Here is a 22,973-nt window from a genome sequence, read left to right on the forward strand (position 1 = left end):
CGGTTTTGTTGTGGACGCGAGTGTATACAGTTTGTCGGTCCGGGCGCGGGTCGCGCGCGGGCCGCCAAGGGTTATCACTGACATGCCAAGGCTGGCTGCAATAAGCATGCCGCCGGAGCGGCCCACCGACGTGGCGGACGAACGCGGCACGACCCGCCAGGGCGGGCGTGCCGCCTCAGCCTGCCGCGTCCGCCAGGGCCGCTTCGGCCGGCGCAACCGGCGCGGCATAACGGCGCACCAGCGCCAGCAGCTCGTCCTCGCCGTAGGGCTTGCCGAGGTAGTGGTCCACGCCCAGCGCCTGCGCATGCTCGCGGTGCTTGCCCGCAATGCGCGAGGTGATCATGACCACCGGCAGGTCGGCCAGTTGCGTGTCGGCGCGGATGTTGCGCACCAGGTCGAAGCCGTCCATGCGCGGCATCTCGATGTCCGACAGCACCAGCGCGGGCCGCTCGCCCTGCAGCAGTTCCAGCGCCTGCAGGCCGTCGGCGGCCAGCGCCACCCGCCAGCCTTCGCGCTGCAGCAGGCGCTGCGTCACGCGGCGCACGGTGATGGAGTCGTCCACCACCATCACGAGCGGCACCTGGGCCGCCGTGCGGCCCGGCTGGCCGGCGGCATCGGGCGCGGGCAGGTCCGCGGCCAGGCGCTGGCGCCGCCGCGCCTGCCCGCCGTGCAACGTGCCGAGCACCACCGGGTTGTGGATCATCACCACGGCGCCGGAGGCGAGCACGGTGATGCCCACCAGGCCCGGCACGCGCGCGAGCTGCGGCCCCAGGTTCTTGACCACCACTTCCTGGCTGCCGAGCACCTCGTCCACATGCAGCAGCACGCGCTGGGCGGCGCTGCGCACCACCACCAGGGTGTTGGCGCGGCCGGGTGGCTGCTCGCTGGCGTCGGAGGCCTGCAGCAGCGCACCCGCCCAGTAGAAGGGCAGGCGCTCCCCGCCGTAGCCGCTGTGCGCCTCGGCATAGGCCTGGGCCAGCTCGGTGGCGCCGGCGCGTTGCACCAGCTCGACCAGGCTGGCGGGCACGCCGAAGGTCAACCCGCCCGCGCGCAGCATCACCACCTGCGTGACGGCCGTCGTCAGCGGCAGCACCAGGCGGAACTCGGTGCCCTGCCCCGCCGTGCTGCGGGTCTCGATGCGGCCGCCCAGGGCCGTCACCTCGGCGCGCACCACGTCCATGCCGATGCCGCGCCCGGCCAGTTCCGAGACCTCGGTCGCGGTGGTGAAGCCGGGACGGAAGACCAGCTCGGCCAGTGCCCGCTCGTCCAGCGCCGCGCCGGGCTCGATCAGCCCCTGTGCCTCGGCGCGGTCGCGGATGCGCTCGGCCCGCAGGCCACCGCCGTCGTCGGCGAAGCGGATGGCGATGTCGTTGCCGTCCTGGCGCATCTCCACGCGCAGTTGCCCGGTGGCCGGCTTGCCGGCGCGCTCGCGCTCCGCGGGCGGCTCGATGCCATGGACCACGGCATTGCGCAGCAGATGCTCGAAGGCCGGCGCGATGCGGTCGAGCACGCCGCGGTCCATCTCCACCTCGCCGCCGAGCAGGTCGAGGTGCACCGGCTTGCCCGTTTCCTTGGACGCCTGGCGCACCACGCGGTACAGCCGCTCGGCCAGGTTGTCGAAGGCCACCATGCGCGTGCGCAGCAGCGAGCGCTGCAGCTCGCGCGTCTGGCGCGCCTGGGTCTGCAGGCCGTCCTCGGCCACCTGCACGGTGCGCTGCAGCGTACGGTGCACGGCGGCGACGTCGTCCACCGACTCGGCCATCATGCGCGTCAGCTCCTGCACCCGGGTGAAGCGGTCGAACTCCAGCGGGTCGAAGCCCTGCGCATCGCGCGACTGCATTTGGCGCGACTGCATCTGGCTTTCGGCCTGCACTTCCAGGTCGCGCAGCTGCTGGCGCAGGCGCTGCAGGTTGCCGGTGAGTTCGCCCAGGGCGCCGCGCAGTTGCTCGACCGAGGCCTCGACACGGCCACGGGTGATGGTCACCTCGCCGGCCTCGGCCATCAACCTGTCGAGCAGTTGGGCGCGGATGCGCACCACGGCCCCGGCCCCCGGGGTGGCGGCCAGCGCTGCGGCGGGCTGGGCAGCCGCGAGCGCGGCGTCGAGGCCGGCGGGACGCGGCACCTCGTCCGGCATGTCGCCGGCCGCCACCGCCTCGGCGGCCGACGCCAGCGGCGCGGAGGCATCGCCGGTCTCGATGCGCAGCGCCGGCGCGCTGTGCTCGGCCGCGACGGAATCGGCCGCCAGTTGCTGGCGCCGCGCCTCGTCGGCCGAATCGGCGGCGCGGAGCTGGTCGAAATCGGCCTGCAGCACGTCCAGCCGGCCCAGGGCCTGCTCCAGCGCTTCGCGCACGGTGTCGCCCAGGCCCAGCGGCTCCAGCGCCGATTCCATCTGGTGGGCGCGCTGGCCCAGGCGCATCGCCCCCGCCAGCCGGGCGCTGCCCTTGAGGGTGTGCAGGGCCCGCAGCACCTGTGCGCGGGCGTCGCCGTCGTCCGGCTGCGCGGCCCAGGCGCGCAGCGCCCGGCTGAGGGCGGGCAGCAGTTCGGCCGCCTCCTCCTCGAAGATGGGAAAGAGCTCGTGGTCGACGGCGTCCTGCACCGCGCCGAGTTCGTCCTCGGGCTCCAGCACGACATCGGGCCCGGGCGCCGAAGCCGGCCCCAGCGTGGTTGCCGGGGTGGGGGCGGGCAGTTCGAGCAGGGCGCGCAGCCGCTCGGGCAGGCCGGCGTTCGGGGCCTTGACGAAGCCGGCCGCGAACTGGTGCAGCAGCCGGCGGATGTCTTGCGCAGCCTCGACGAGCACGGCCGCCTGGGCCGCGCCCGCGCGGTGTTCGCCCAGCAGGTGCTGCAGCGCGTTCTCCACCAGCCGCGCGAGTTCGGACAGCAGCGCGAAGCCGACGGTGGCCGAACTGCCGGCCAGCGAATGCGCCGCGGCAATCGCCTCGTCGGGCAGGCGCGTGCCCGGCGAGGGGGCCCAGGCCGCCAGCCGTTCGACCAGCTGGCGCGACCATTCGTCGGCCTCGCTCAGGTAGACGTTGTAGAGCGCCAGCGGAATGCGCAGTCCGCCGACCAGCCGCACGTCGTCGCCCGCGACGGGCGCCGGGGCTTCCTGAGGCGGTGGCGTGGCCGGCGCTGCGTCGTCCTGCACCGGGTCGGGGGCTGCGTCGTCGGCCATCGACGGCTCGCCGGCCGCGGGCTCGGGCGGCGCCATCGACAGCTCGAAATCCACACCGTAGTCCGAGGACAGCGGCACCGAGTCCTCGGCCGGCTCAGCCTGCGTGGTGCGCTCGAAGTCGGCGAGCGCGGCATCGGCCTCGGACTCGTCCTCCTCGCGGCGCATCGGGGCCGGCAGCGTAGGCGGCTCGTCGAAGGCGAACTCGGCCTCCATGCGGGTGTGGCCGAAGCTGGCAGGCGCCGGGATCGGCGGGCGCGGCGGCGGATCGGGCAGCAGGAAGTCGAGGTCAGCCGGCTGGGTCGGGCCGCCCAGATCCAGCTCGGGCAGCAGGTCGGGATCTTCCACGGGCGCCGGCAGCGGCTCCAGCGGGGCCGGCAACGTGGTGGCCTCGAAGTCGGGCTCGAAGACCGGCAAGGGGGGCAGTGCCTCGGCCGCCGGGGGCGGCTCGGCCGGTGCAGGCGGCGCCCATACCGGCGCGGGCGCGGGCGCGGGCGCGGGCGTCGTCGCACGGACCGGCGGCACCGGGTCTGCGGACTCGGGAGCCGCAGCCAGCGCGCGCATCGGCGCCAGCCAGGGCGCGCCGGCCGGTGGCGTGCGGCCCTCGGCGATGGCGTCGATCCATGCGGCAAAGCCGGGCAGCGCGACTTCGGTCGCCGACATCAGCGCCGGGTCGGCACGGCGCTGCTCGGCCAGCCAGGTGTTGAGCACCTGCTCGCAGGCCCAGGCGGCGTCGCCGAATTCGGTCAGCCCCACCATGCGGGCACTGCCCTTGAGCGTGTGGAAGGCCCGGCGCAGCACCGTGAGTTCGTCGCCGCTGCCCGGCGGCTCGGCCAGCGAGCGCAAGGCGGCGCGGGCGGACTGCAGCACCTCGCGGGCCTCGTCCAGGAAGATGGCGCGCAGGTCGTCCTCGTCCAGCTCGGCCACGTCCATGCCCGGAGGCGATGCCGCCTCGGCGGGTGCCACGGATGGCGGCGACGCGGTCGGCCAGGTCTCGGCGGCGCGGCTGAATTCCTCGAGGGCCGGCGCCACGGGCGTGCCCACCTCGGCCAGCCGCTGGGCGATCTGCGCGTCTACGGCGCGGGCGCTGTCGATCACCTCGGCCGGCAACTCGTCGCGCGGCGGCACCACGGGCGCCGGCGCGCCCTGGCGGCCCATGAGGGGATCGAGCCGGCCGGCGGCCTCGTCGAACACGAAGAGCCGCCGCGCCAGCGCCGGCTGGTAGGCCAGCATGTCGATCAGGAAGCCGAGTGCGCCCAGGTTGTGGCCCAGGCGCTCGACGCCCGGTGCACCGGGCGCGATGGCACCCTGGCCGGCGCCGTCGGCCAGCAGTTGCTCCACGTCCTCGCGCATGCGCTGCACGGCGCGCGCAGCCTGGTCCAGGCCCAGCACCGACAGGACGCCGCGCATCTGCGTGAGCTGGGCCGGCACGGCGCGCAGCACGCTGCCGTCGCCTGGCCGGCGGAAGAACTGGTCGAGCGATTTCTCCAGCTCGCCCAGGTGGGCGCGCAGTTCGTCGACCACGGTGCCGAGGCTCTGGCGATCGCTCACGCGGTGGTAGAGCGCCTCCATCCAGGGCGCCAGTGGCTCGGAAGGCGCGCCGCGCCGCGCGCGCTCGATGCGGCCGGCCAGTTGCACGATGCGCTCGGCCAGTTCGCGGTTCTGCGGATCGAGGTCGTCGAAGGCGGCCTCCATGTGCAGCAGCGCGGTGGCCACTTCGAGCGCCAGTTCGGTCGACGGCGGCACGCCGCGGTGGATGACCTCGCCCAGCACCTGGTCGAAGGCCTGCACCAGCGGCGCGGCGGCCGGGTACAGCGCCATCAGCGATTCGCCCAGCTGCGCGAAGCTGTCGGCAGCGGGGCGCAGGCGGTTGAGGTCGCCCTCGGAGATGGCGGACCAGCATTCCTTGGCGGCCTCGGCGCGACGGCGGGCCTGCGCCAGCACCGCCGGATCGAAGCGGCCGAAGCGGCGCTGCTCGTAATCCACCGGATCGCCGCGGCCCAGGCCCCAGGCGCGGCGCACGGTCGTCAGCAGCGGCAGGGGGGCCGGCGGGGGCACCGGCACGCGCGCCTGGGCGCAGAAGAAGAGCAGGTCCTGCCCCAGCCGGTCGGCCACGGGCGCCGTGCCGCGGGCCAGGGCGGCGTACTGCAGCATCACCCTCGAGGCGGTGCGGCGCACGTACGCATCGGCCACCAGCACGCTGGCTCCGAGGGCCTCGAAGAAGGCACCGGACAGCAGCCAGAAGCCGGCGGGCGGCGTGCCGGGCGGCTGCCCGGCCATCAGGCGCAGGCACAGCGCGGCCAGGCGGCGGGCCGACTCGGCATTGCCGCTCTTGACCACCTGGAGCAGGTCGCGGTCGAGCCCGGCGCGCACCGGTGCATCGAGCACCAGCGGCGGCACACCCTCGGGCCGGGGCAGTGCGGGCCAGGACCACGGCTCGGGCCACAGGTCGGCGGGGTGGATGCGGTCGGCACCCGCCAGCTCCAGCATGTCGCGGTAATGCGGGAACAGCCCCAGCACCGGCGCCGGACGGCCGGCCATGAGGCGGGCCAGGAAGTCGGCCAGCGCGAAGCCGGCCCGCTCGATGGCGGCCGTCGAGGCATCGGTCTGCAGCGCCGGCTCGCGCTGCAGCCGCTGCACGGCCCATTCCATGCCCGATGCCAGTCGCCCCGCCCCGCCCTGCCCCACCAGCTGCAGCGCGCCCGCCGCCTGATGCAGGTGGTGGACCGCCGCCTGCAGATCGGCCTCGTCGCCCGCCTGCCCCGGCGCACGCCCCAGCTGATGCCGGTGCATCGCCTTGGCCGCGTTCTCCAGCGACTTGCGCACCTCGCCATGCACCCAGGCCAGGGGGCCGAGGTCGGTGGTGGCGCCGTCCATCGCCGATGTGCCGCTCGCGTGAGGTGCGTTCATGCGTTCACTCCGGCAAGCCCAACCTGGCGCGCGGCGCCAGCGCCAGCAACCGCCACTGGCTTCCCGTTCGAATGGCCGCGGAGCAGGCCAAGCGGGAACATCCGCGGAACCGGCTTTGCCGGGCCGCTGGAGAGGTCTTGCAGACCGCGCTGCGCCAGTGGCGCAGCCCCTCGCCAGTCGGGCCTGGTCCACTGGACCAGGCCCGTACGGGCCCGGCCCCCTTGAGGGGGGAGGCGAAGCGCGAAGCGCGCAGCCTGGGGGTGTTCCATATCACGCGATCTTGAAGCGCGCGACCGACTGGCGCAGCTCCTCGGCCATCTGAGACAACTCGCGCACCTGCCGCGCAGTGGCACGCGTGCCTTCGCCGGTCTGCTCGGTCACGGCGAAGATGTGCTGGATGCTCGCGGCCACCACGTTGGCCGACTCGGCCTCGCGCGAGGCCGACTGCGAGATCTCCTCGATCAGCTCGGCCAGACGGCGCGACACGCGGTCGATCTCGGACAGCGCCGTGCCCGCGTTGTCGGACAGCCGCGCGCCCTCGACCACGCCCTGCGTGGAGCGCTCCATGGCGCCCACGGCGTCCTGCGTGTCGGTCTGGATCGCCTTGACCAGCGCGGCGATCTGGCGCGTGGCGTCGCCCGAGCGTTCGGCCAGCCGCTGCACCTCCTCGGCCACCACCGAGAAGCCGCGCCCCGCCTCGCCGGCCGAGGCGGCCTGGATGGCGGCGTTCAGGGCCAGCACGTTGGTCTGCTCGGTGATGTCCGAGATCAGCTCGGTGATCTCGCCGATCTCCTGCGAGGACTCGCCCAGCCGCTTGATGCGCTTGGCCGTGTCCTGGATCTGGTCGCGGATCGCGTTCATGCCGCCGATGGTGTTCTGCACCGCCGACAGGCCCGATTCCGCCGCCTGCAGCGACTGGCGCGCCACCGCGGCCGACTCCTGCGCCTGCGCCGACACGCCGTTGATGCGCGCGGCCATGCTCAGCACCGACTGGCCGGTCTCGCGGATCTCGCGCAGCTGCTCGGTCGAGGCCGCCAGCAGCTCGGTCGAGGTCTGGTCCACCTGGCCCGTGGTGTGGGCCACGCGGGTGGCCGTGTTCTGCACGTTGCCCACCAGCAGCCGCAGCTCCTCGACGGTGTAGTTCACCGAGTCGGCGATGGCGCCGGTGATGTCCTCGGTCACGGTGGCCTGCTGCGTGAGGTCGCCCTCGGCCACGGTCTGCAGCTCGTTCATCAGCCGCAGGATGGCGCTCTGGTTGGCGCTGTTGACGCGGTTGGATTCGCGGGCCTGCTCCTCGGCCTGCTGGCGATCGCGCTCGGCGGCGGCCGCGCGCTGGCGACCTTCGCGCACCTGCAGCCAGCCGATGGCGGCGGCCAGGCCCAGCGCCGCCAGCGACAGCAGGACCAGCAGCGCCAGTTCCTCGAAGCCCAGGCCGGTGCGCGACTGCAGGCGCGTCTGCAGCTCGCCCAGGGCGCGGCGCAGGGGCTCGCTGTCGGCCAGCACGGCCGCCTGCGCCTCGCGCGCGGCCACCACGCCCTGCAGGTTCTCCAGCACGGCGCGGGCCTGGGCCTGGTTCTGCTGATGGCTGGCCAGGAGGGCGTTGAGCGACTCGCGCGCCGCGGGGTCGCGCAACGGCGACAGGCCCAGCGAGGCGCTGCCGTCCTGCAGGCCACGCACCAGCTCCTCGAAGCGGGTCATGTCCTTGCCGAGCAGGAACACCGCGTCGGGGCTCACGCCCTCGACGGTCAGGAATTCGCTGGCCGACTTGCCGATGCGCTGGGTGAGCATCGCCAACTGGCTCGCCGCCTGCGCCTCGGCCGGCGAGGCGCCGCGCAGGGCGGCGGTGGCCACGGTCTGTGCGGCGTCCAGCTGGTCGGCCGACTGGCGGGCGATGCCGCGCAGGCCCGCGCCCACCTCGATCAGCACCTTCTGCTGGCCCAGCACCACCTTGGCACCGGCTTCGGCCCGCGCCGCCAGCGGCTGGATGCGGGCCAGGATCTCGGCATCGGCGGCGTCCAACGGCGACAGGCCCAGTTCGTCGTCGCCACGCGCCAGGCCGGCGACCCGCCGCGTGAGGTCGTCCGTGCTGTCGCGCAGCTCGGCGAAGGCGGGCACCGTGCCGACGAGGGCCTGCGACACCGACTTGGCCAGCCGCTGCGACTGCATCAGCGCCTGGCCGGCCGAAGCCAGCTGCTGCGAGACACGATCCGCGCGCACGGCCGTCCAGCCGGCGGCCGCCAGCAGCATCAGCACGAGCAGGGCCAGCAGGGCGATGAGCCAGCGCTGGCGCACGGCGGGCATGCGGCCGGCCGCGGCCGGTGCAGCGGCAGGGCGGAGCGCATCGGGCTTCGCCGCGGCGGCCGGCGGCCGTGGCTCCAGTCCCGCGGGCCGCGTCTCGGTGCGGCGTGCGGCGGCAGCCGGCGCCGGCCCGGGCGAATCGGCGCCGATCACGGTGGCCGGCTGGTCCAGGTCCGCGACGCCGGTGTCGCGGCCTGGCAGGTACTTCTTGAGCGTATCGACGATCGGGGTCACGGTCGGTCCTTCGGAACGGAGACGGCGGCGCGGATCGTCACGCCGCGATGTGCAGGAAGGCGGGATCGGCCGCCAACGCCTGCAGGTCGAGCACCTGCCAGGCCCGGCCCTCGCCGTCGGCCAGGCAGGCGCCCAGCCAGGGCGGGCGCACCGCCTCGGCATGCAGCACGCCGGTGAAGGCGCTGCCGCTGCGCAGGCCGGCCAGCGCATCGACCCGCAGCGCGGCGTTGACGCCCAGTGCTTCGCCCAGCGCCACCAGGTGCGACCCCTCCTCGCCCGGCTGGCCCGCCTCGGCGGGCAGGGGCGAGTCGGCCAGCCAGTGGGCCAGCCGGATCACGCCGCACAGCCGTCCGCGCAGGTTGGCCACGCCGAGGAACCAGGGCTTGACGTAGGGAACGGGCTGCGGCGCCGCGGCCGGAAATATCTCGCCGGCCTGCGGCAGCGGCAGCAGGCAGGCACGGCCACCGGCCTGGACCGCCAGCCACTGTGCCGCCAGCGGACGCGCCTGGGCGGCCTGCAGCCGCTCGGCCAGGCGGGCCTGGAAGGCGCGCAGGGACTCACGCTGCGCCATGGGCCACCCGGACGCGGATGCGTGCGCGCCACCGCTGCCCGCCCGGGGCGGCAGCACGGTCGGCAGCGGAGGGGCCAGCGGGACGCATGGGACCGCCTCAGTCCAGCGCGCGGATCTTGGCGAGCAACTCGTCGGCCTGCACGGGTTTGACGATGTAGTCGCGCGCCCCCTGGCGCAGGCCCCACACACGGTCGGTCTCCTGGCCCTTGCTGCTGCACATGATCACCGGCACCTGGGCGAAGCGCGGATCGCGCATCAGGCTGCGGGTGAACTGGAAACCGTTCTGCCCCGGCATGACGATGTCCATCAGGATCAGGTCGGGCAGGCCGATCTCCAGGTGCCGCATCGCGGCCTCGGCGTTCTCGGCGGTGCGCACGACAAATCCGTTGCGCTGCAGCAGGTCCGACAGGAATACCAGCTCGGTGCGGGAGTCGTCGACGACGAGCACGCTGCGGATGGTCATGGGCGGTGTTCTCTCGTGCCTGCGCGCAGGGCGGCGCAGGCCATCATGTCGCGGATGGCGCCGGGGCGGTGCCGTCGCCGCCGAACTGCCGCACGGCCTGCAGCAGCTGGTCCTTGGTGAAGGGCTTGGTCAGGTAGTCCTGCGAGCCCACCATGCGCCCGCGGGCCTTGTCGAAGACGCCGTCGCGCGAGGAAAGCATGACCACCGGCACATGGCTGAACTGGGCATTGCGCTTGATGATGGCGCAGGTCTGGTAGCCGTCCAGCCGGGGCATCAGGATGTCGCAGAAAATCAGCTGCGGCTGGTGGTCGTTCACCTTCGAAAGCGCGTCGTAGCCGTCCTCGGCCAGCAGCACCTCGTGGCCGCCCTGCTTGAGGAAGATCTCGGCACTGCGCCGGATCGTGTTGCTGTCGTCGATCACCAGCACCTTGAAACCCGATCCGTTCGCACTCATCGCCATCCTCTTGTCTTGGCCGCCGGCCGCACTGCGCGGCCGCGGCAACCGGGCGGTGCCGTCGCCGCGAGGCTCAGATCTCGACCATTTCGAAATCTTCCTTGCGCGCGCCGCACTCCGGGCAGGTCCAGTTCATCGGAACATCGGCCCAGGCCGTGCCCGGGGCAATACCATCGTCGGGCCAACCTGCCGCTTCGTCGTAGATCCACCCGCAAATCAGGCACATCCAGGTTTTCGTATTCATCGCAGCTTACGGGCCTCGTTCAAATAATGCAACAATTGTATCTAGACGTCACCCCTTTTGACGTTGTCAAAAGGACCCGTGACATGCTTCCGCGCAGCGCCCGACCATTCATGCAGAGTCCCGGCATACGGGCCCTCGCGGCAGCGCAACCGGGCGATGTTAACGAAGGTGACGCAGCGGGAGATGACCCTGCGCAGTCCCCGCTTCTTCCCGCCGAAGAGCTGCGCCAGCCCTGCGTGCTGGTCTTCAACGCCGGCGACGCCAGCGGCGCCACGGGCCTGAGCGCGGACGCGCTGTCGGTGGCCTCGGTGGGCGCCCACATGCTGGGGGTGACCACCGGCGTCTATGTGCGCGACACCGCCGAGGTCTTCGACCATGTGGCGCTGGACGAGGAGCACGTGGCCGAGCAGGCCCGCGCCATCCTGGAGGACGTGCCCGTGCAGGCCATCAAGGTGGGTTTTGCCGGCAGTCCCGACAACCTGAGCCTGGTGGCCGAGATCGCCTCCGACTATCCCGAAGTGCCCGTGGTGGCCTACATGCCCAACCTGTCGTGGTGGGAGGACGAGCCGATCGACAGCTACCTGGACGCCTTCCGCGACCTCGTGCTGCCGCAGACGGCCGTGCTGGTGGGCAACCAGGGCACGCTGCGCCGCTGGCTGCTGCCCGACTGGGACGGCGACCGCCCGCCCACGCCGCGCGACATCGCCCGCGCGGCCGGCGAATTGGGCGTGTCGTACACGCTGGTGACCGGCATCCTGCGGCCCGACGGCTGGATGGAGAACGTCCTGGCGTCGCCCCAGTCCACGGTGCTGAGCGAGAAATACGAACGGCTCGATGCCGTCTTCGCCGGTGCCGGCGAGACGCTGTCGGCCGCGCTGGCCGCTCTGCTGGCCACCGGCGCCGACCTGAGCTCGGCCACCGCGGAGGCCTTGGCCTACATGGACCGCAGCCTGGACGCGGGCTTCCGCCCCGGCATGGGCCAGGTGCTGCCCGACCGCCTGTTCTGGGCCCAGCCCGACGACGACGACGAAGAGGAGGACGACGGCCTGGACCGGGCCGACTTCGCCCTGCCTCCCCATGACACGCGGCATTGAATGCCACCCCTCCCATGACCATCGACACCAATCTCCAGCTCTTCGACCGTGCCCGCGCCGTGATCCCGGGCGGCGTCAATTCGCCCGTGCGCGCCTTCCGTGCCGTCGGCGGCACGCCCCGCTTCATCGCCCGCGCCCAGGGCCCCTACATGTGGGACGCTGCCGGCCAGCGCTACATCGACTACATCGGCTCCTGGGGCCCCATGATCCTGGGCCATGGCCATCCGGCCGTGGTCGAGGCCGTGCAGCGCGCGGTGGCCGAGGGCTTTTCCTTCGGCGCGCCGACCGAGCGCGAGATCGAGCTGGCCGAGGCCATCCTGGCGCTGATGCCGTCGATGGAGATGGTGCGGCTGGTGAGCTCCGGCACCGAGGCCGCCATGAGTGCCCTGCGCCTGGCGCGCGGCGCCACCGGCCGGCGCCACATCGTCAAGTTCGAGGGCTGCTACCACGGCCATGCCGACGCGCTGCTGGTCAAGGCCGGCTCGGGCCTGGCCACCTTCGGCAACCCCACCTCCGCCGGCGTGCCGGCCGAGGTGGTGCAGCACACGCTGGTGCTCGAGTACAACAACATCGCCCAGCTCGAAGAGGCCTTCGCGCTGCACGGCAACGACATCGCCTGCGTGATGATCGAGGCCATCGCCGGCAACATGAACTTCGTGCGGGCAACGCCGGCGTTTGCCCGCCGCTGCCGCGAGCTGTGCACGCAGCATGGCGCGCTGCTGGTGTTCGACGAGGTGATGACGGGCTTTCGCGTCGGCCTGCACGGCGCGCAGGGCGTGCTGGGCATCACGCCCGACCTCACGGTGCTGGGCAAGGTGATCGGCGGCGGCATGCCGCTGGCGGCCTTTGGCGGGCCGCGCGCCATCATGGAACAGCTGGCGCCGCTGGGCCCGGTCTACCAGGCCGGCACGCTGTCGGGCAATCCGGTGGCCACGGCCTGCGGCCTGGCCACGCTCAAGGAGATCGCCCGCCCCGGCTTCTACGAGACGCTGTCGGCCAAGACCCGCGCCTTGGCCGAAGGCCTGCGCCACGCCGCGGCTGATGCCGGCGTGCCTTTCAGCGCCGATTGCGAAGGCGGCATGTTCGGTTTCTTCCTGCTGCCCGCGCTGCCGCAGAACTACGGCAAGGTGATGACCAGCGACGGCGCGAAGTTCAACGCCCTGTTCCACGGCCTGCTCGACCGCGGCGTGTACATCGCGCCGGCGCTGTACGAGGCCGGCTTCGTGAGCGCCGCCCATGCGGCCGAGGACATCTCCGCCACCATCGAGGCGGCGCGCGAGGTGTTCAAGACGCTGGGCTGAGCGCCGGCAGCCGGCGGCGCCGCGTCAGCGACTGGCCGGCCGCTGCGCCAGCACCCACTGCGCCATCAGCCGCGCATCGGCCTCGCCGATCTGCGGATGGCGCGGCATGATCACCCGCCCCCAGTCGCCGACGCTGCCCTCGCGGATCTTGCGCGCGAGCAGCGCCACGGCCTCGGGGTTGTCCGCATGCCGGGCCGCGATGGCCTGCCAGCCCGGGCCCACCGCCTTGCGCTCGGCCAGGTGGCAGCGCATGCAGTCGCTGGCCTGCACCAGCGTGTAGCCCTCTGCCACCGGCCCCGTGGCGGCCACGGGCGGCTTGAACACATAGCCGCGCAGGATGAGCCAGCCGGTGATCAGCATGCCGGCCGCGGACATCGCCACGAACAGCGCCAGCAGCACCAGCAGCCAGCGCGGGCGCCGGGGCGGCGCCTCGTCTTCCGTCGCCCCCGGGCGGCCCGTCGCGCCCATCAGTGGCGAAAGTGGCGCACGCCGCTGAACACCATGGCCACGCCACGCTCGTCGGCGGCGTCGATCACTTCCTTGTCGCGCATCGAGCCGCCGGGCTGGATGACGCAGGTGGCGCCGTGGTCGATCACCACGTCCAGGCCGTCGCGGAAGGGGAAGAAGGCGTCGCTCGCCACCGCCGAGCCGGCCAGCGACAGACCGGCATGCTCGGCCTTGATGCTGGCGATGCGGGCGGAGTCGAGGCGACTCATCTGGCCGGCGCCCACGCCCAGCGTCATGCCGCCCTGGCAGAAGACGATGGCATTGCTCTTGACGAACTTGGCGACCTTCCAGGCGAAGAGCAGGTCCTGCAGCTCGGCCTCGGTCGGCTGCTTTTTCGTCACGACCTTGAGGTCGGACAGTTGCAGCTCATGGTTGTCGGCGGTCTGGATCAGCAGGCCCGAGCCCACGCGCTTGACGTCCTGCGCATTGAGGCCGCGCGCCCAGGCGCTGGCGCCGTCGCGCTTGATGCCGTCGAGCGAGATCTGCAGCACGCGCACGTTGGGCTTGGTCTTGAGCAGTTCCAGCGCATCGGCGCTGAAGGCGGGCGCCATCAGCACCTCGACGAACTGCTTGCCCACGGCCTGGGCGGTGCCGGCGTCCACCGGCGTGTTGAAGGCGATGATGCCGCCGAAGGCCGAGGTGGGGTCGGTCTTGAAGGCCTTGCCGTAGGCCTCGCCCGCGTCGGCACCGATGGCCACGCCGCAGGGGTTGGCATGCTTGACGATCACGCAGGCCGGCACGTCGAAGCTCTTGACGCATTCCCACGCCGCATCGGCATCGGCGATGTTGTTGTAGCTCAGTTCCTTGCCCTGCAGCTGCTTGGCCGTCACCAGCGAGCCAGGCGCGGGATGCAGGTCGCGATAGAAGGCCGCGGCCTGGTGCGGGTTCTCGCCGTAGCGCAGGTCCTGCACCTTGACGAAGCGGCCGTTGCTCTGCGCCGGGAAGGCGCTGCGCTGCGGCACCGGCTGACCCGCGCTGGCCTCGAAGTCGACCGACGACAGCCAGTCGCTGATGGCGGCGTCGTAGTTGCTGATGCGGTTGAAGGCAGCGACGGAGAAGCCGAACTTGGTCTTGTCGCTGATGCGGCCGTGGGCCTTGAGTTCTTCCAGCGCCGCGCCGTACTGGCTGGCGTCGGTCAGCACCGCGACGTCCTTCCAGTTCTTGGCGGCGCTACGCACCATGGCCGGGCCGCCGATGTCGATGTTCTCGATGGCGTCCTCCAGCGTGCAGCCGGCCTTGGCCACCGTGGCCTCGAAGGGATAGAGGTTGACCACCAGCAGGTCGATGGTGGCGATGCCGTGCTCGGCCAGTGCGGCCATGTGGGCCGGCAGGTCGCGGCGGGCCAGCAGGCCGCCGTGGATCTTCGGGTGGAGCGTCTTCACGCGGCCGTCGAGCATCTCGGGAAAGCCCGTGTGGTCGGCCACCTCGGTGACGGGCAGGCCGGCCTCGGCCAGCAGCTTGGCGGTGCCGCCGGTGGACAGCAGCTGGACGCCCAGCGCATGCAGCCCCTGGGCGAGGTCGAGGACGCCGGTCTTGTCGGAAACGGAAATGAGTGCGGTCAGTGCCATGGGGATGCCAGTCGGGTCTGGGGCTTCGTTGGAATTCGGGTCACTTGGCGAGCTTGTGCTCGAGCAGCTTCTTGCGCAGGGTGTTGCGGTTCAGGCCCAGCCACTGGGCGGCGCGCGACTGGTTGCCCTCGGCGCGGTCCATGACCACCTCCAGCAGCGGCTTTTCGACGGCACGCACCAGCATGTCGTGCAGGCCGTCCGGCTCGGTGCCGCGCAGGTCGCGGAAGTAGTCTTCGAGGCTGGATTTCACGCACTCCTCGATCGTGTGTTTGCTCATGTCGTCGTTCGTTCGATGTGTCTTGTGACGGCGCCCGATCCCCCGCGCGCCGCGCAACCACCGCCTGCGTTCAGCAGGTGAGGCAGCCGCTGTCTTCTTCGTCTTCTTCCTGCAGGGCATCCGGCCCGGCGGTGGCCTCGGGCATGCGGTCCATCCGCTCGCCCAGGGCCTCGAAATAGTCGGCCACGGCCTGCCACTGCGTGGCGGAGTCCTCCAGCCGGTTCATGCGCTGGCGGAAGTCCTCGCCGCCCGGCAGCGCCCGTACGTACCAGCCGATGTGCTTGCGCGCGGTGCGCACGCCCGTCACCTCGCCGTACAGCGCGTAGTGCTCGTGCAGGTGCGCGAGCAGCAGCCGGCGCACCTCGGCCACCAGCGGCGGCGCCATGGTCTCGCCGGTGGCCAGGAAGTGGCCCACCTCGCGGAAGATCCACGGCCGGCCTTGGGCCGCGCGGCCGATCATCACGGCGTCGGCGCCGGTGGCGGCCAACACGTCGCGCGCCTTCTGCGGCGAGTCGATGTCGCCGTTGGCGACCACCGGGATGCCCACCGATGCCTTGACGGCCGCGATGGTGTCGTACTCGGCGAAGCCCTTGTAGCCTTGTTCGCGCGTGCGGCCGTGCACCGTCAGCATGCGGATGCCGGCGGCCTCGAAGCGGCGTGCCAGCGCCACGGCATTGCGGTGCTCGGTGCTCCAGCCGGTGCGCATCTTGAGCGTCACGGGCACGCCATGCGGCGCGGCGGCGGCCACCACCGCCTCGGCGATGGCGAGGGCCAGCGGCTCGTCGCGCATCAGCGCCGAGCCCGCCCACTTGTTGCAGACCTTCTTGGCCGGGCAGCCCATGTTGATGTCGATGATCTGGGCGCCGCGGTCGATGTTGTACTGGGCCGCCTCGGCCATCATGGCCGCGTCGGTGCCGGCGATCTGCACGGCGATGGGCCCGGGCTCGCCGTCATGGTTGGCCCGGCGCGAGGTCTTGAGCGAACTCCACAGGTCCTTGCGGGAGGTGACCATCTCGCTCACCGCATAGCCCGCGCCGAGCGAGCGGCACAGCATGCGGAACGGCCGGTCCGTCACACCCGCCATGGGGGCGACGAACAGGCGGTTCTCCAGCGTGATGTGGCCGATCTGCATGAGGTGGGGAGGAAAAGCGCGCAGCGCCGCGGGCGCTGCTGAAAAATGAGGCACGGATTCTAGCCACCCGCGATTTCAGCGGCTGAAACGCGCACGCAGGCGACGGCCGCCGGCCGCCGACCGCCGACCGCTGGCCGTTGCTGCCGGCAGCACGCCCGCGGGCATGCACACGGCCTGCGCGCCGACGTGGGCCGCACCTGCCATTCCTATACTCCCGCCCCCATGGAAGCCTGGTTCGAGTCCGTGATGGCCGCCGCGATGGCGGCACTGGCACTGCCGCAATTCGGGCTGTCGACGCTGTTCGTCGTCGCCTTCGTCTCGGCGACGCTGCTGCCCCTGGGCTCGGAGCCGGCGCTCTTCGGTCTGCTCAAGCTCAATCCCGAACTGTTCTGGCCCGCCGTGCTGGTCGCCACCGCCGGCAACACGCTGGGCGGCGCGCTCACCTGGTGGATGGGCTATGGCGCCCACAAGGTGGCCGACAAGTACAGCCATTCCAGTCACCACCTGCGGGCCATCGCCTGGCTGGAGCGCCTGGGCCCCAAGGCCTGCCTGCTGAGCTGGCTGCCGCTGGTGGGCGATCCGCTGTGCGCCGTGGCCGGCTGGCTGCGCATGCCCTTCTGGCCCTGCGTGGTCTACATGTCCATCGGCAAGTTCGGGCGCTACCTGTGCATGACGGTGGCGCTGCTGTACATCTGGCCGAACCATTGAAGGCGCCCAGCAAAAGGGCCTGCCCCGTCGCCGGAGCAGGCCCTTGCGCTGGTCTTGTCCGCGGCAACGGCCGCGACGCTCAGACGTTGAACAGGAAGTTCATCACGTCGCCATCCTTGACGACGTATTCCTTGCCTTCGCTGCGCATCTTGCCCGCGTCCTTGGCGCCCTGCTCGCCCTTGAAGGCGATGTAGTCGTCGAAGGCGATGGTCTGGGCGCGGATGAAGCCGCGCTCGAAGTCGCCGTGGATCACGCCGGCCGCCTGGGGGGCCGTGTCGCCGATGCGGATGGTCCAGGCGCGCACTTCCTTCACGCCGGCGGTGAAGTAGGTCTGCAGGCCCAGCAACTTGAACGCCGCGCGGATCAGGCGGTTCAGACCCGGCTCTTCCTGGCCGATCTCTTCGAGGAACATCTTCTTGTCCTCGTCGTCCATGTCGGCCATGTCCGCTTCCATCTTGGCGCAGATGGCCACCACGGGCGCGTTCTGGCTGGCGGCGTACTCTTTCAGGCGGTCCAGCAGCGGGTTGTTCTCGAAGCCGTCCTCACTCACGTTGCCGACGAACATGGCCGGCTTGGCGGTGATCAGGCACAGCGGCTTGAGCAGCAGCTGGTCGTCCGCCGACAGGCCCAGCGCGCGGGCCGGCTTTCCTTCGTTCAGCGCCGCCTGCACCGGGCCCAGCAGCTTGACCATGGCGATGGCTTCCTTGTCGTTGCCGCTCTTGGCCGCCTTGGTGTAGCGCTGCAGGGCCTTGTCCACGGTGCCCAGGTCGGCCAGGCACAGCTCGGTCTGGATCACCTCGATGTCGGCGATGGGGTCGACCTTGCCCGCCACGTGGATGACGTTCTCGTCCTCGAAGCAGCGCACCACGTTGACGATGGCGTCGGTCTCGCGGATGTGGGCCAGGAACTGGTTGCCCAGGCCTTCGCCCTGGCTGGCACCCGCCACCAGGCCGGCGATGTCCACGAACTCGACGATGGCCGGCAGGATGCGCTCAGGCTGGACGATCTGCGCCAGCTGCGCCAGGCGCGGATCGGGCACCTCGACCACGCCCACGTTGGGCTCGATGGTGCAGAAGGGATAGTTCTCGGCGGCGATGCCGGCCTTGGTCAGCGCGTTGAACAGGGTGGATTTACCGACGTTGGGCAGGCCGACGATGCCGCATTTCAAGCTCATGGGGGTCCTCTGGATTAGGCGCGGGATTTTAGGCGGGCACCCCTGAGGGCCCGAAGACTCGCTTGCATGGCCCCGCCGCGGGACCGTGCGCTCAGGGAAAAACCTAGGTCAAACGACCCCGCAAACGTTTGCGCAAACGTTTGCGACCCCACTATCATCCGCCCCGCTTCGCGCCGGGCAGGCCCTGATGCCGCCCCGATCCATCCATCCACATCCGGAGACTCGCCATGACCTTCACCCGCCGCACGGCCCAGGCCGCCGCCGCCCTCGCCGTTCTGGGCGCCTTCGCCCTCGCGCCCGCCCATGCCCAGGACAAGCCCAAGGTGGCGCTGGTGATGAAGTCGCTGGCCAACGAGTTCTTCGCCACCATGGAAGACGGCGCCAAGACGCACCAGAAGGCCAACGCCGGCCAGTACACGCTGGTGGCCAACGGCATCAAGAACGAGACCGACACCGCCGCCCAGATCAAGATGGTCGAACAGATGGTGGCGCAGAAGGTCAATGCGCTGGTGATCGCACCGGCCGATTCGAAGGCGCTGGTGCCGGTCATCAAGGCGGCCGTCGACAAGGGCATCCTGGTGGTCAACATCGACAACCGCCTGGACGCCGCCGCGCTCAAGGAAAAGAACATCCAGGTGACATTCGTCGGCCCCGACAACCGCGCCGGCGCCAAGCTGGTCGGCGACTACCTGGGCAAGAGCCTCAAGTCCGGCGACAAGGTCGGCATCATCGAAGGCGTCTCCACCACCTTCAATGCGCAGCAGCGCACCCTGGGCTACCAGGACGCCATGAAGGCCGTCGGCGCCAACGTGGTCGGCGTGCAGTCCGGCCAGTGGGAAATCGACAAGGGCAACACCGTGGCCGCCGGCATGCTGCGCGAGCACCCCGACCTGAAGGCCCTGCTGGCCGGCAACGACAGCATGGCTCTGGGCGCCGTGGCCGCCGTCAAGGCCGCCGGCAAGACCGGCCAGGTGCAGGTGGTGGGCTACGACAACATCGGCGCCATCAAGCCCATGCTGGCCGACGGCCGCGTGCTGGCCACCGCCGACCAGTTCGGCGCCAAGCAGGCCGTGTTCGGCATCGAGACCGCGCTGAAGGCCCTGGCCGAGAAGAAGACCCAGGCCCAGATGCCCGCCGAGATCAAGACCGACGTGGTCCTGGTCACCAAGGACAGCAAGTAAGCCTGCGCGCCCTGCCATGCACGCCCCGCGCACTGCCCTGCTCTCGCTCGACGACATCGGCAAGGACTACGCCGCCACGGTGCTGGACGGCGTGAGACTCACGCTTGCGCCGGGCGAGGTGCTGGCCCTGACGGGCGAGAACGGCGCGGGCAAGAGCACGCTGTCGAAGATCGTCTGCGGCCTGGTCTCGCCCACGCGCGGGCGCATGCAGCTGGCCGGCCAGCCCTTTGCGCCCACCTCGCGCCGCGATGCCGAGGCGCAGGGCGTGCGCATGGTGATGCAGGAGCTGGGCCTGGTGCCCACGCTCACCGTGGCCGAGAACCTGCTGCTGGACCGCCTGCCGCAGCGTCTGGGCTGGCTGCGCCGCGGCGCGCTGCACGAGGCGGCGCGGGCGCAGCTGGCCAAGATCGGCATGGACGGCATCGACCCGGCGCTGCCGGTGGCCGCCCTGGGCATCGGCCAGCAGCAGATGGTGGAGATCGCCCGCAACCTGCAGGACGACACCCGCGTGCTGATCCTGGACGAGCCCACGGCCATGCTGACGCCGCGGGAGACGGCGCATCTGTTCGGGCAGATCGAGCGGCTGAAGTCGCGCGGCGTGGCCATCGTCTACGTGTCGCACCGGCTGGAGGAGCTGCAGCGCATCGCGGACACCGTGGCCGTGCTGCGCGACGGCCGGCTGGTGGACGTGCGGCCCATGGCCGGCGTGCGCGAATCCGAACTCGTCGAACGCATGGTCGGCCGCGCGGTGCACGAGCACGAGGGGCGCCCGCGCCGAACGGCTGGCGCACGCCTGCTGAGCGCCCGCGGCCTGGGCCGCGGCCAGGTGGTGCAGGACGTGGACATCGACCTGCATGCCGGCGAGGTCATGGGCATCGCCGGCCTGGTGGGCGCGGGCCGCACCGAACTCATCCGCCTGCTCTTCGGCGCCGACCGGGCCGACCGCGGGCGCATCGACCTGCACTGGCCCGGTGCCGCCTCGCCGCCCGGTGGGCGCTGGCGCTCGCCGATGCAGGCCATCCGCGCCGGCATCGGCCTGGTGACGGAGGACCGCAAGTCGCAGGGCCTCTTGATGCCGCAGTCGATCCGCGTCAATGCCACGCTGAGCGACCTGGGCGCCATCTCGCGCGGCGGCTGGCTGCGCTTCGCACATGAGCGCGGCATCGCCCGCCGGCTGGTGCAGACGCTGCGCATCCGCTCCCGCAGCGAAGAGCAGGCCGTCTCGACCCTGAGCGGCGGCAACCAGCAGAAGGTGGTGTTCGCCCGCTGGCTGCACCGCGAATGCAAGGTGCTGCTGCTGGACGAGCCCACGCGCGGCGTGGACGTCGGCGCCCGTGCCGACCTGTACGCCGAACTCGACCGCATGGCCGCCGCCGGTCACGCGATGCTGATGGTCTCCAGCGACCTGCGCGAGTTGATGGCGATGTGCGACCGTATCGGCGTGATGCATGCCGGCCGCCTGGTCGCCGTCTTCGAGCGCGGCGCCTGGAGCGAGCAGTCGCTGCTGGCCGCCGCCTTCGGCAATGCACCGGTCGCCGAGGCCGCCGCTGCACCCACCTCTTCCCCGATTCCTGCATGAACCCGCCCGCCCAATCCCCTGCCGCCGCCGCGCCGGCGCCCACCGCCCGGCCGCTGCGCGGCCAGCTCGGCACCTACCTCGGCCTGGCCGCGGTGCTGATCGGCATGGTCGTGCTGTTCAGCAGCCTGTCCGAGTACTTCTTCACGGCCGAGACCTTCATCACCATCGCCAACGAGGTGCCGGCGCTGACGGTGATGGCCGTAGGCATGACCTTCGTGCTGATCATCGCGGGCATCGACCTATCGGTCGGCTCAGTGCTGGCGCTGAGCGCCGCCGTCACGGCCGCCGCCATCCTGCAGTGGAAGCTGGCCGTGCCCGCCGCCGCGGCGCTGGGCCTGGCCACCGGCCTGCTGTGCGGCGCCGTCACCGGCGCGGTGTCGGTGGCCTGGCGGCTGCCGAGCTTCATCGTCTCGCTGGGCATGCTGGAAGCCGTGCGCGGCGGCGCCTACCTGGTGACGGATTCGCGCACGCAGTACGTGGGCGATGCCATCGCCGGCCTGGCGGCGCCCTGGATCGGCGGCGTGTCCTCGGCCTTCGTCCTGGCCGTGGCCATCGTCATCGTGGGCCACCTGGTCCTCACCCGCACCGTGTTCGGCCGCCATGTGGTGGGCATCGGCACCAACGAGGACGCCATGCGACTGGCAGGCATCGACCCGCGGCCGATCCGCATCGCCGTGTTCGCCGTCACCGGTCTGCTGGCCGGTCTGGGCGGGCTGATGCAGTCCGCCCGCCTCGAAGCCGCCGACCCCAATGCCGGCGCCGGCATCGAGCTGCAGGTGATCGCCGCCGTGGTGATCGGCGGCACCAGCCTGATGGGTGGGCGCGGATCGGTCATCAACACCTTCTTCGGCGTGCTGATCATCGCGGTGCTCGAAGCCGGCCTGGCCCAGGTGGGCGCCAGCGAACCGGCCAAGCGCATCATCACCGGCGCCGTGATCGTGGCCGCCGTGATCATCGACACCGTGCGCCAGCGGCGCGCCGGCGCCGCCTGACCGGCGCCACCGCTTTCGCACTGCCGCCATGGCCACCATCAAGGACGTCGCCCTGCGTGCCGGTGTGTCGGTGACCACCGTGTCGCACGTGGTCAACGGCACGCGCGCCGTCAGCCCCGAAGGCCGCGCGCGCGTGGAGGACGCCATCCGCGCCCTGGGCTACGTGCCCAGCGCGGTCGCGCGCAGCCTCAAGAGCAACAGCACGCGCACCGTGGGCATGCTGATTCCCAACAGCTCCAACCCCTACTTCGCCGAGATCGTGCGGGTGGTGGAAGACCGCTGCTTCGGCGCCGGCTATGCGCTGGTGCTGTGCAACACCGACGACGAAGCGCAGCGTCAGAGCGTGTACCTGCAGGTGCTGGCGCAGCGGCGCATCGACGGGCTGATCGTGGTCTCCAGCGGCGGCGACGCGTCGCTGCCCGCGCTGCTGGCCGGCCTGCGCATGCCTACCGTGCTGGTGGACCGCGAGGTGGAAGACCCGGCCTGCGACCTGGTCGAGACCGCCCACATGCAGGGCGGGCTGCTGGCCACGCGGCACCTGCTGTCGCTGGGCCACCGGCGCATCGCCTGCATCGGCGGACCGGCGGGCCTCGCGCCCAGCGAGCAGCGCATCGACGGCTGGCGCATGGCGCTGGCCGAAGCCGGCCATTCGGCGACCAGCGCGGCGCTGCTGTGGCACGGCGGCTTCACGCCGCAGGGCGGCTACGAGGCCATGCACGCCATCCTGCGCACGGCCGAGCGGCCCTCCGCCGTGTTCGTGGGCAACGACCTGATGGCCATGGGCGCGCTGCGCGCCGCGCACGAATGCGGGTTGCGCGTGCCCGACGACATGTCGCTGGTGGGCTTCGACGACATCGAGCTGAGCGCCTATGCCAGCCCGCCGCTCACCACCGTGGCCCAGCCCAAGGCCCGCATCGGCGCGCTGGCGGTGGACATGCTGCTGGAGCGCATCGACGGCCGGCGGCAGATCGGCCGCAAGGTGCTGCTGCAGCCGGAGCTGCGGGTGCGCGACTCGACCGCCCGCTTCGGGCCGTCGTGACGCCAGCACCGCGGCCCGTCATCGCGCTCCACCGCTTCGCCCTCCCATCGCCTTGTCCGCGTCTTTGCCTGTGAGTGCCCT

Annotated in this window: 18 protein-coding genes; 7 read left to right on the forward strand and 11 right to left on the reverse strand. The window is 71.8% G+C overall.

Annotated elements, in window-relative coordinates; all coding sequences use genetic code 11:
- Window positions 1-175: 175 nt before the first annotated feature.
- The 6 genes from ACT54X_RS18335 to ACT54X_RS18360 all read right to left on the reverse strand — a co-directional run bounded on the left by ACT54X_RS18335 (window position 176) and on the right by ACT54X_RS18360 (window position 10,340).
- Window positions 176-6,076 (reverse strand): hybrid sensor histidine kinase/response regulator, encoded by a 5,901-nt coding sequence (locus ACT54X_RS18335; RefSeq protein ID WP_476347719.1) that lies wholly within the window; start codon window positions 6,074-6,076, stop codon window positions 176-178.
- A 270-nt stretch (window positions 6,077-6,346) separates the two neighbouring features.
- Window positions 6,347-8,608: a methyl-accepting chemotaxis protein gene (locus ACT54X_RS18340; RefSeq protein WP_476347721.1), complete on the reverse strand. Its 2,262-nt coding sequence runs from the start codon at window positions 8,606-8,608 to the stop codon at window positions 6,347-6,349.
- Between the two features lie 37 nt (window positions 8,609-8,645).
- Complete coding sequence (locus tag ACT54X_RS18345) at window positions 8,646-9,179, reverse strand: chemotaxis protein CheW (protein WP_476347723.1); 534 nt, start codon at window positions 9,177-9,179, stop codon at window positions 8,646-8,648.
- Window positions 9,180-9,276: 97 nt separating this feature from the next.
- Window positions 9,277-9,642, reverse strand: coding sequence for a response regulator (locus tag ACT54X_RS18350; RefSeq protein ID WP_476347725.1), 366 nt, complete (start codon window positions 9,640-9,642; stop codon window positions 9,277-9,279).
- Window positions 9,643-9,685: 43 nt separating this feature from the next.
- A complete protein-coding gene (locus ACT54X_RS18355; protein ID WP_017757129.1) occupies window positions 9,686-10,096 on the reverse strand; it encodes a response regulator in 411 nt (136 codons plus the stop codon).
- 73 nt (window positions 10,097-10,169) lie between these two features.
- Window positions 10,170-10,340 carry a rubredoxin gene (locus ACT54X_RS18360; RefSeq protein WP_043113757.1) on the reverse strand — a complete coding sequence of 57 codons (171 nt, stop codon included), beginning with the start codon at window positions 10,338-10,340 and terminating at the stop codon, window positions 10,170-10,172.
- Between the two features lie 110 nt (window positions 10,341-10,450).
- Between ACT54X_RS18360 and thiD the strand changes: the two genes are divergently transcribed.
- Both thiD and hemL read left to right on the forward strand, forming a co-directional pair.
- On the forward strand, window positions 10,451-11,434 hold the full coding sequence (thiD, locus tag ACT54X_RS18365) for a bifunctional hydroxymethylpyrimidine kinase/phosphomethylpyrimidine kinase (RefSeq protein WP_476347728.1): 984 nt from the start codon (window positions 10,451-10,453) through the stop codon (window positions 11,432-11,434).
- A 14-nt stretch (window positions 11,435-11,448) separates the two neighbouring features.
- Entirely contained in the window at window positions 11,449-12,735 is a 1,287-nt protein-coding gene (gene hemL, locus ACT54X_RS18370; RefSeq protein ID WP_476347730.1) for a glutamate-1-semialdehyde 2,1-aminomutase, read from the forward strand.
- A 24-nt stretch (window positions 12,736-12,759) separates the two neighbouring features.
- Here hemL and ACT54X_RS18375 read toward each other — a convergent pair whose 3' ends face one another.
- From ACT54X_RS18375 to dusB, 4 genes are all read right to left on the reverse strand, one after another.
- Entirely contained in the window at window positions 12,760-13,203 is a 444-nt protein-coding gene (locus ACT54X_RS18375; protein WP_294372827.1) for a c-type cytochrome, read from the reverse strand.
- Window positions 13,203-14,810, reverse strand: a complete 1,608-nt coding sequence (gene purH, locus ACT54X_RS18380) for a bifunctional phosphoribosylaminoimidazolecarboxamide formyltransferase/IMP cyclohydrolase (RefSeq protein ID WP_476347732.1) — start codon at window positions 14,808-14,810, stop codon at window positions 13,203-13,205. Before purH ends, ACT54X_RS18375 begins: the two co-directional genes overlap by 1 nt.
- Window positions 14,811-14,850: 40 nt before the next feature.
- Window positions 14,851-15,087 carry a helix-turn-helix domain-containing protein gene (locus ACT54X_RS18385; RefSeq protein ID WP_076509440.1) on the reverse strand — a complete coding sequence of 79 codons (237 nt, stop codon included), beginning with the start codon at window positions 15,085-15,087 and terminating at the stop codon, window positions 14,851-14,853.
- Window positions 15,088-15,157: 70 nt separating this feature from the next.
- Entirely contained in the window at window positions 15,158-16,219 is a 1,062-nt protein-coding gene (gene dusB, locus ACT54X_RS18390) for a tRNA dihydrouridine synthase DusB (protein WP_476347735.1), read from the reverse strand.
- A 222-nt stretch (window positions 16,220-16,441) separates the two neighbouring features.
- On the opposite strand from dusB, the gene ACT54X_RS18395 reads away from it, so the two are divergent.
- Window positions 16,442-16,927, forward strand: a complete 486-nt coding sequence (locus ACT54X_RS18395; protein WP_294372838.1) for a YqaA family protein — start codon at window positions 16,442-16,444, stop codon at window positions 16,925-16,927.
- A gap of 79 nt (window positions 16,928-17,006) precedes the next feature.
- On the opposite strand, the gene ychF is transcribed toward ACT54X_RS18395, so the two are convergent.
- Complete coding sequence (gene ychF, locus ACT54X_RS18400; RefSeq protein ID WP_294372840.1) at window positions 17,007-18,101, reverse strand: redox-regulated ATPase YchF; 1,095 nt, start codon at window positions 18,099-18,101, stop codon at window positions 17,007-17,009.
- Window positions 18,102-18,328: 227 nt separating this feature from the next.
- On the opposite strand from ychF, the gene ACT54X_RS18405 reads away from it, so the two are divergent.
- The 4 genes from ACT54X_RS18405 to ACT54X_RS18420 are packed head-to-tail and all read left to right on the forward strand — an operon-like array spanning window position 18,329 to window position 22,892.
- Window positions 18,329-19,282, forward strand: coding sequence for a sugar ABC transporter substrate-binding protein (locus ACT54X_RS18405; RefSeq protein WP_354320043.1), 954 nt, complete (start codon window positions 18,329-18,331; stop codon window positions 19,280-19,282).
- Window positions 19,283-19,298: 16 nt separating this feature from the next.
- Window positions 19,299-20,861, forward strand: a complete 1,563-nt coding sequence (locus ACT54X_RS18410) for a sugar ABC transporter ATP-binding protein (RefSeq protein ID WP_476347738.1) — start codon at window positions 19,299-19,301, stop codon at window positions 20,859-20,861.
- Window positions 20,858-21,853: an ABC transporter permease gene (locus ACT54X_RS18415; protein WP_476347740.1), complete on the forward strand. Its 996-nt coding sequence runs from the start codon at window positions 20,858-20,860 to the stop codon at window positions 21,851-21,853. Before ACT54X_RS18410 ends, ACT54X_RS18415 begins: the two co-directional genes overlap by 4 nt.
- A gap of 28 nt (window positions 21,854-21,881) precedes the next feature.
- Window positions 21,882-22,892, forward strand: a complete 1,011-nt coding sequence (locus ACT54X_RS18420) for a LacI family DNA-binding transcriptional regulator (RefSeq protein WP_476347742.1) — start codon at window positions 21,882-21,884, stop codon at window positions 22,890-22,892.
- Window positions 22,893-22,973: the final 81 nt, after the last annotated feature.

This window comes from Pseudacidovorax sp. DMC4, assembly GCF_056314265.1.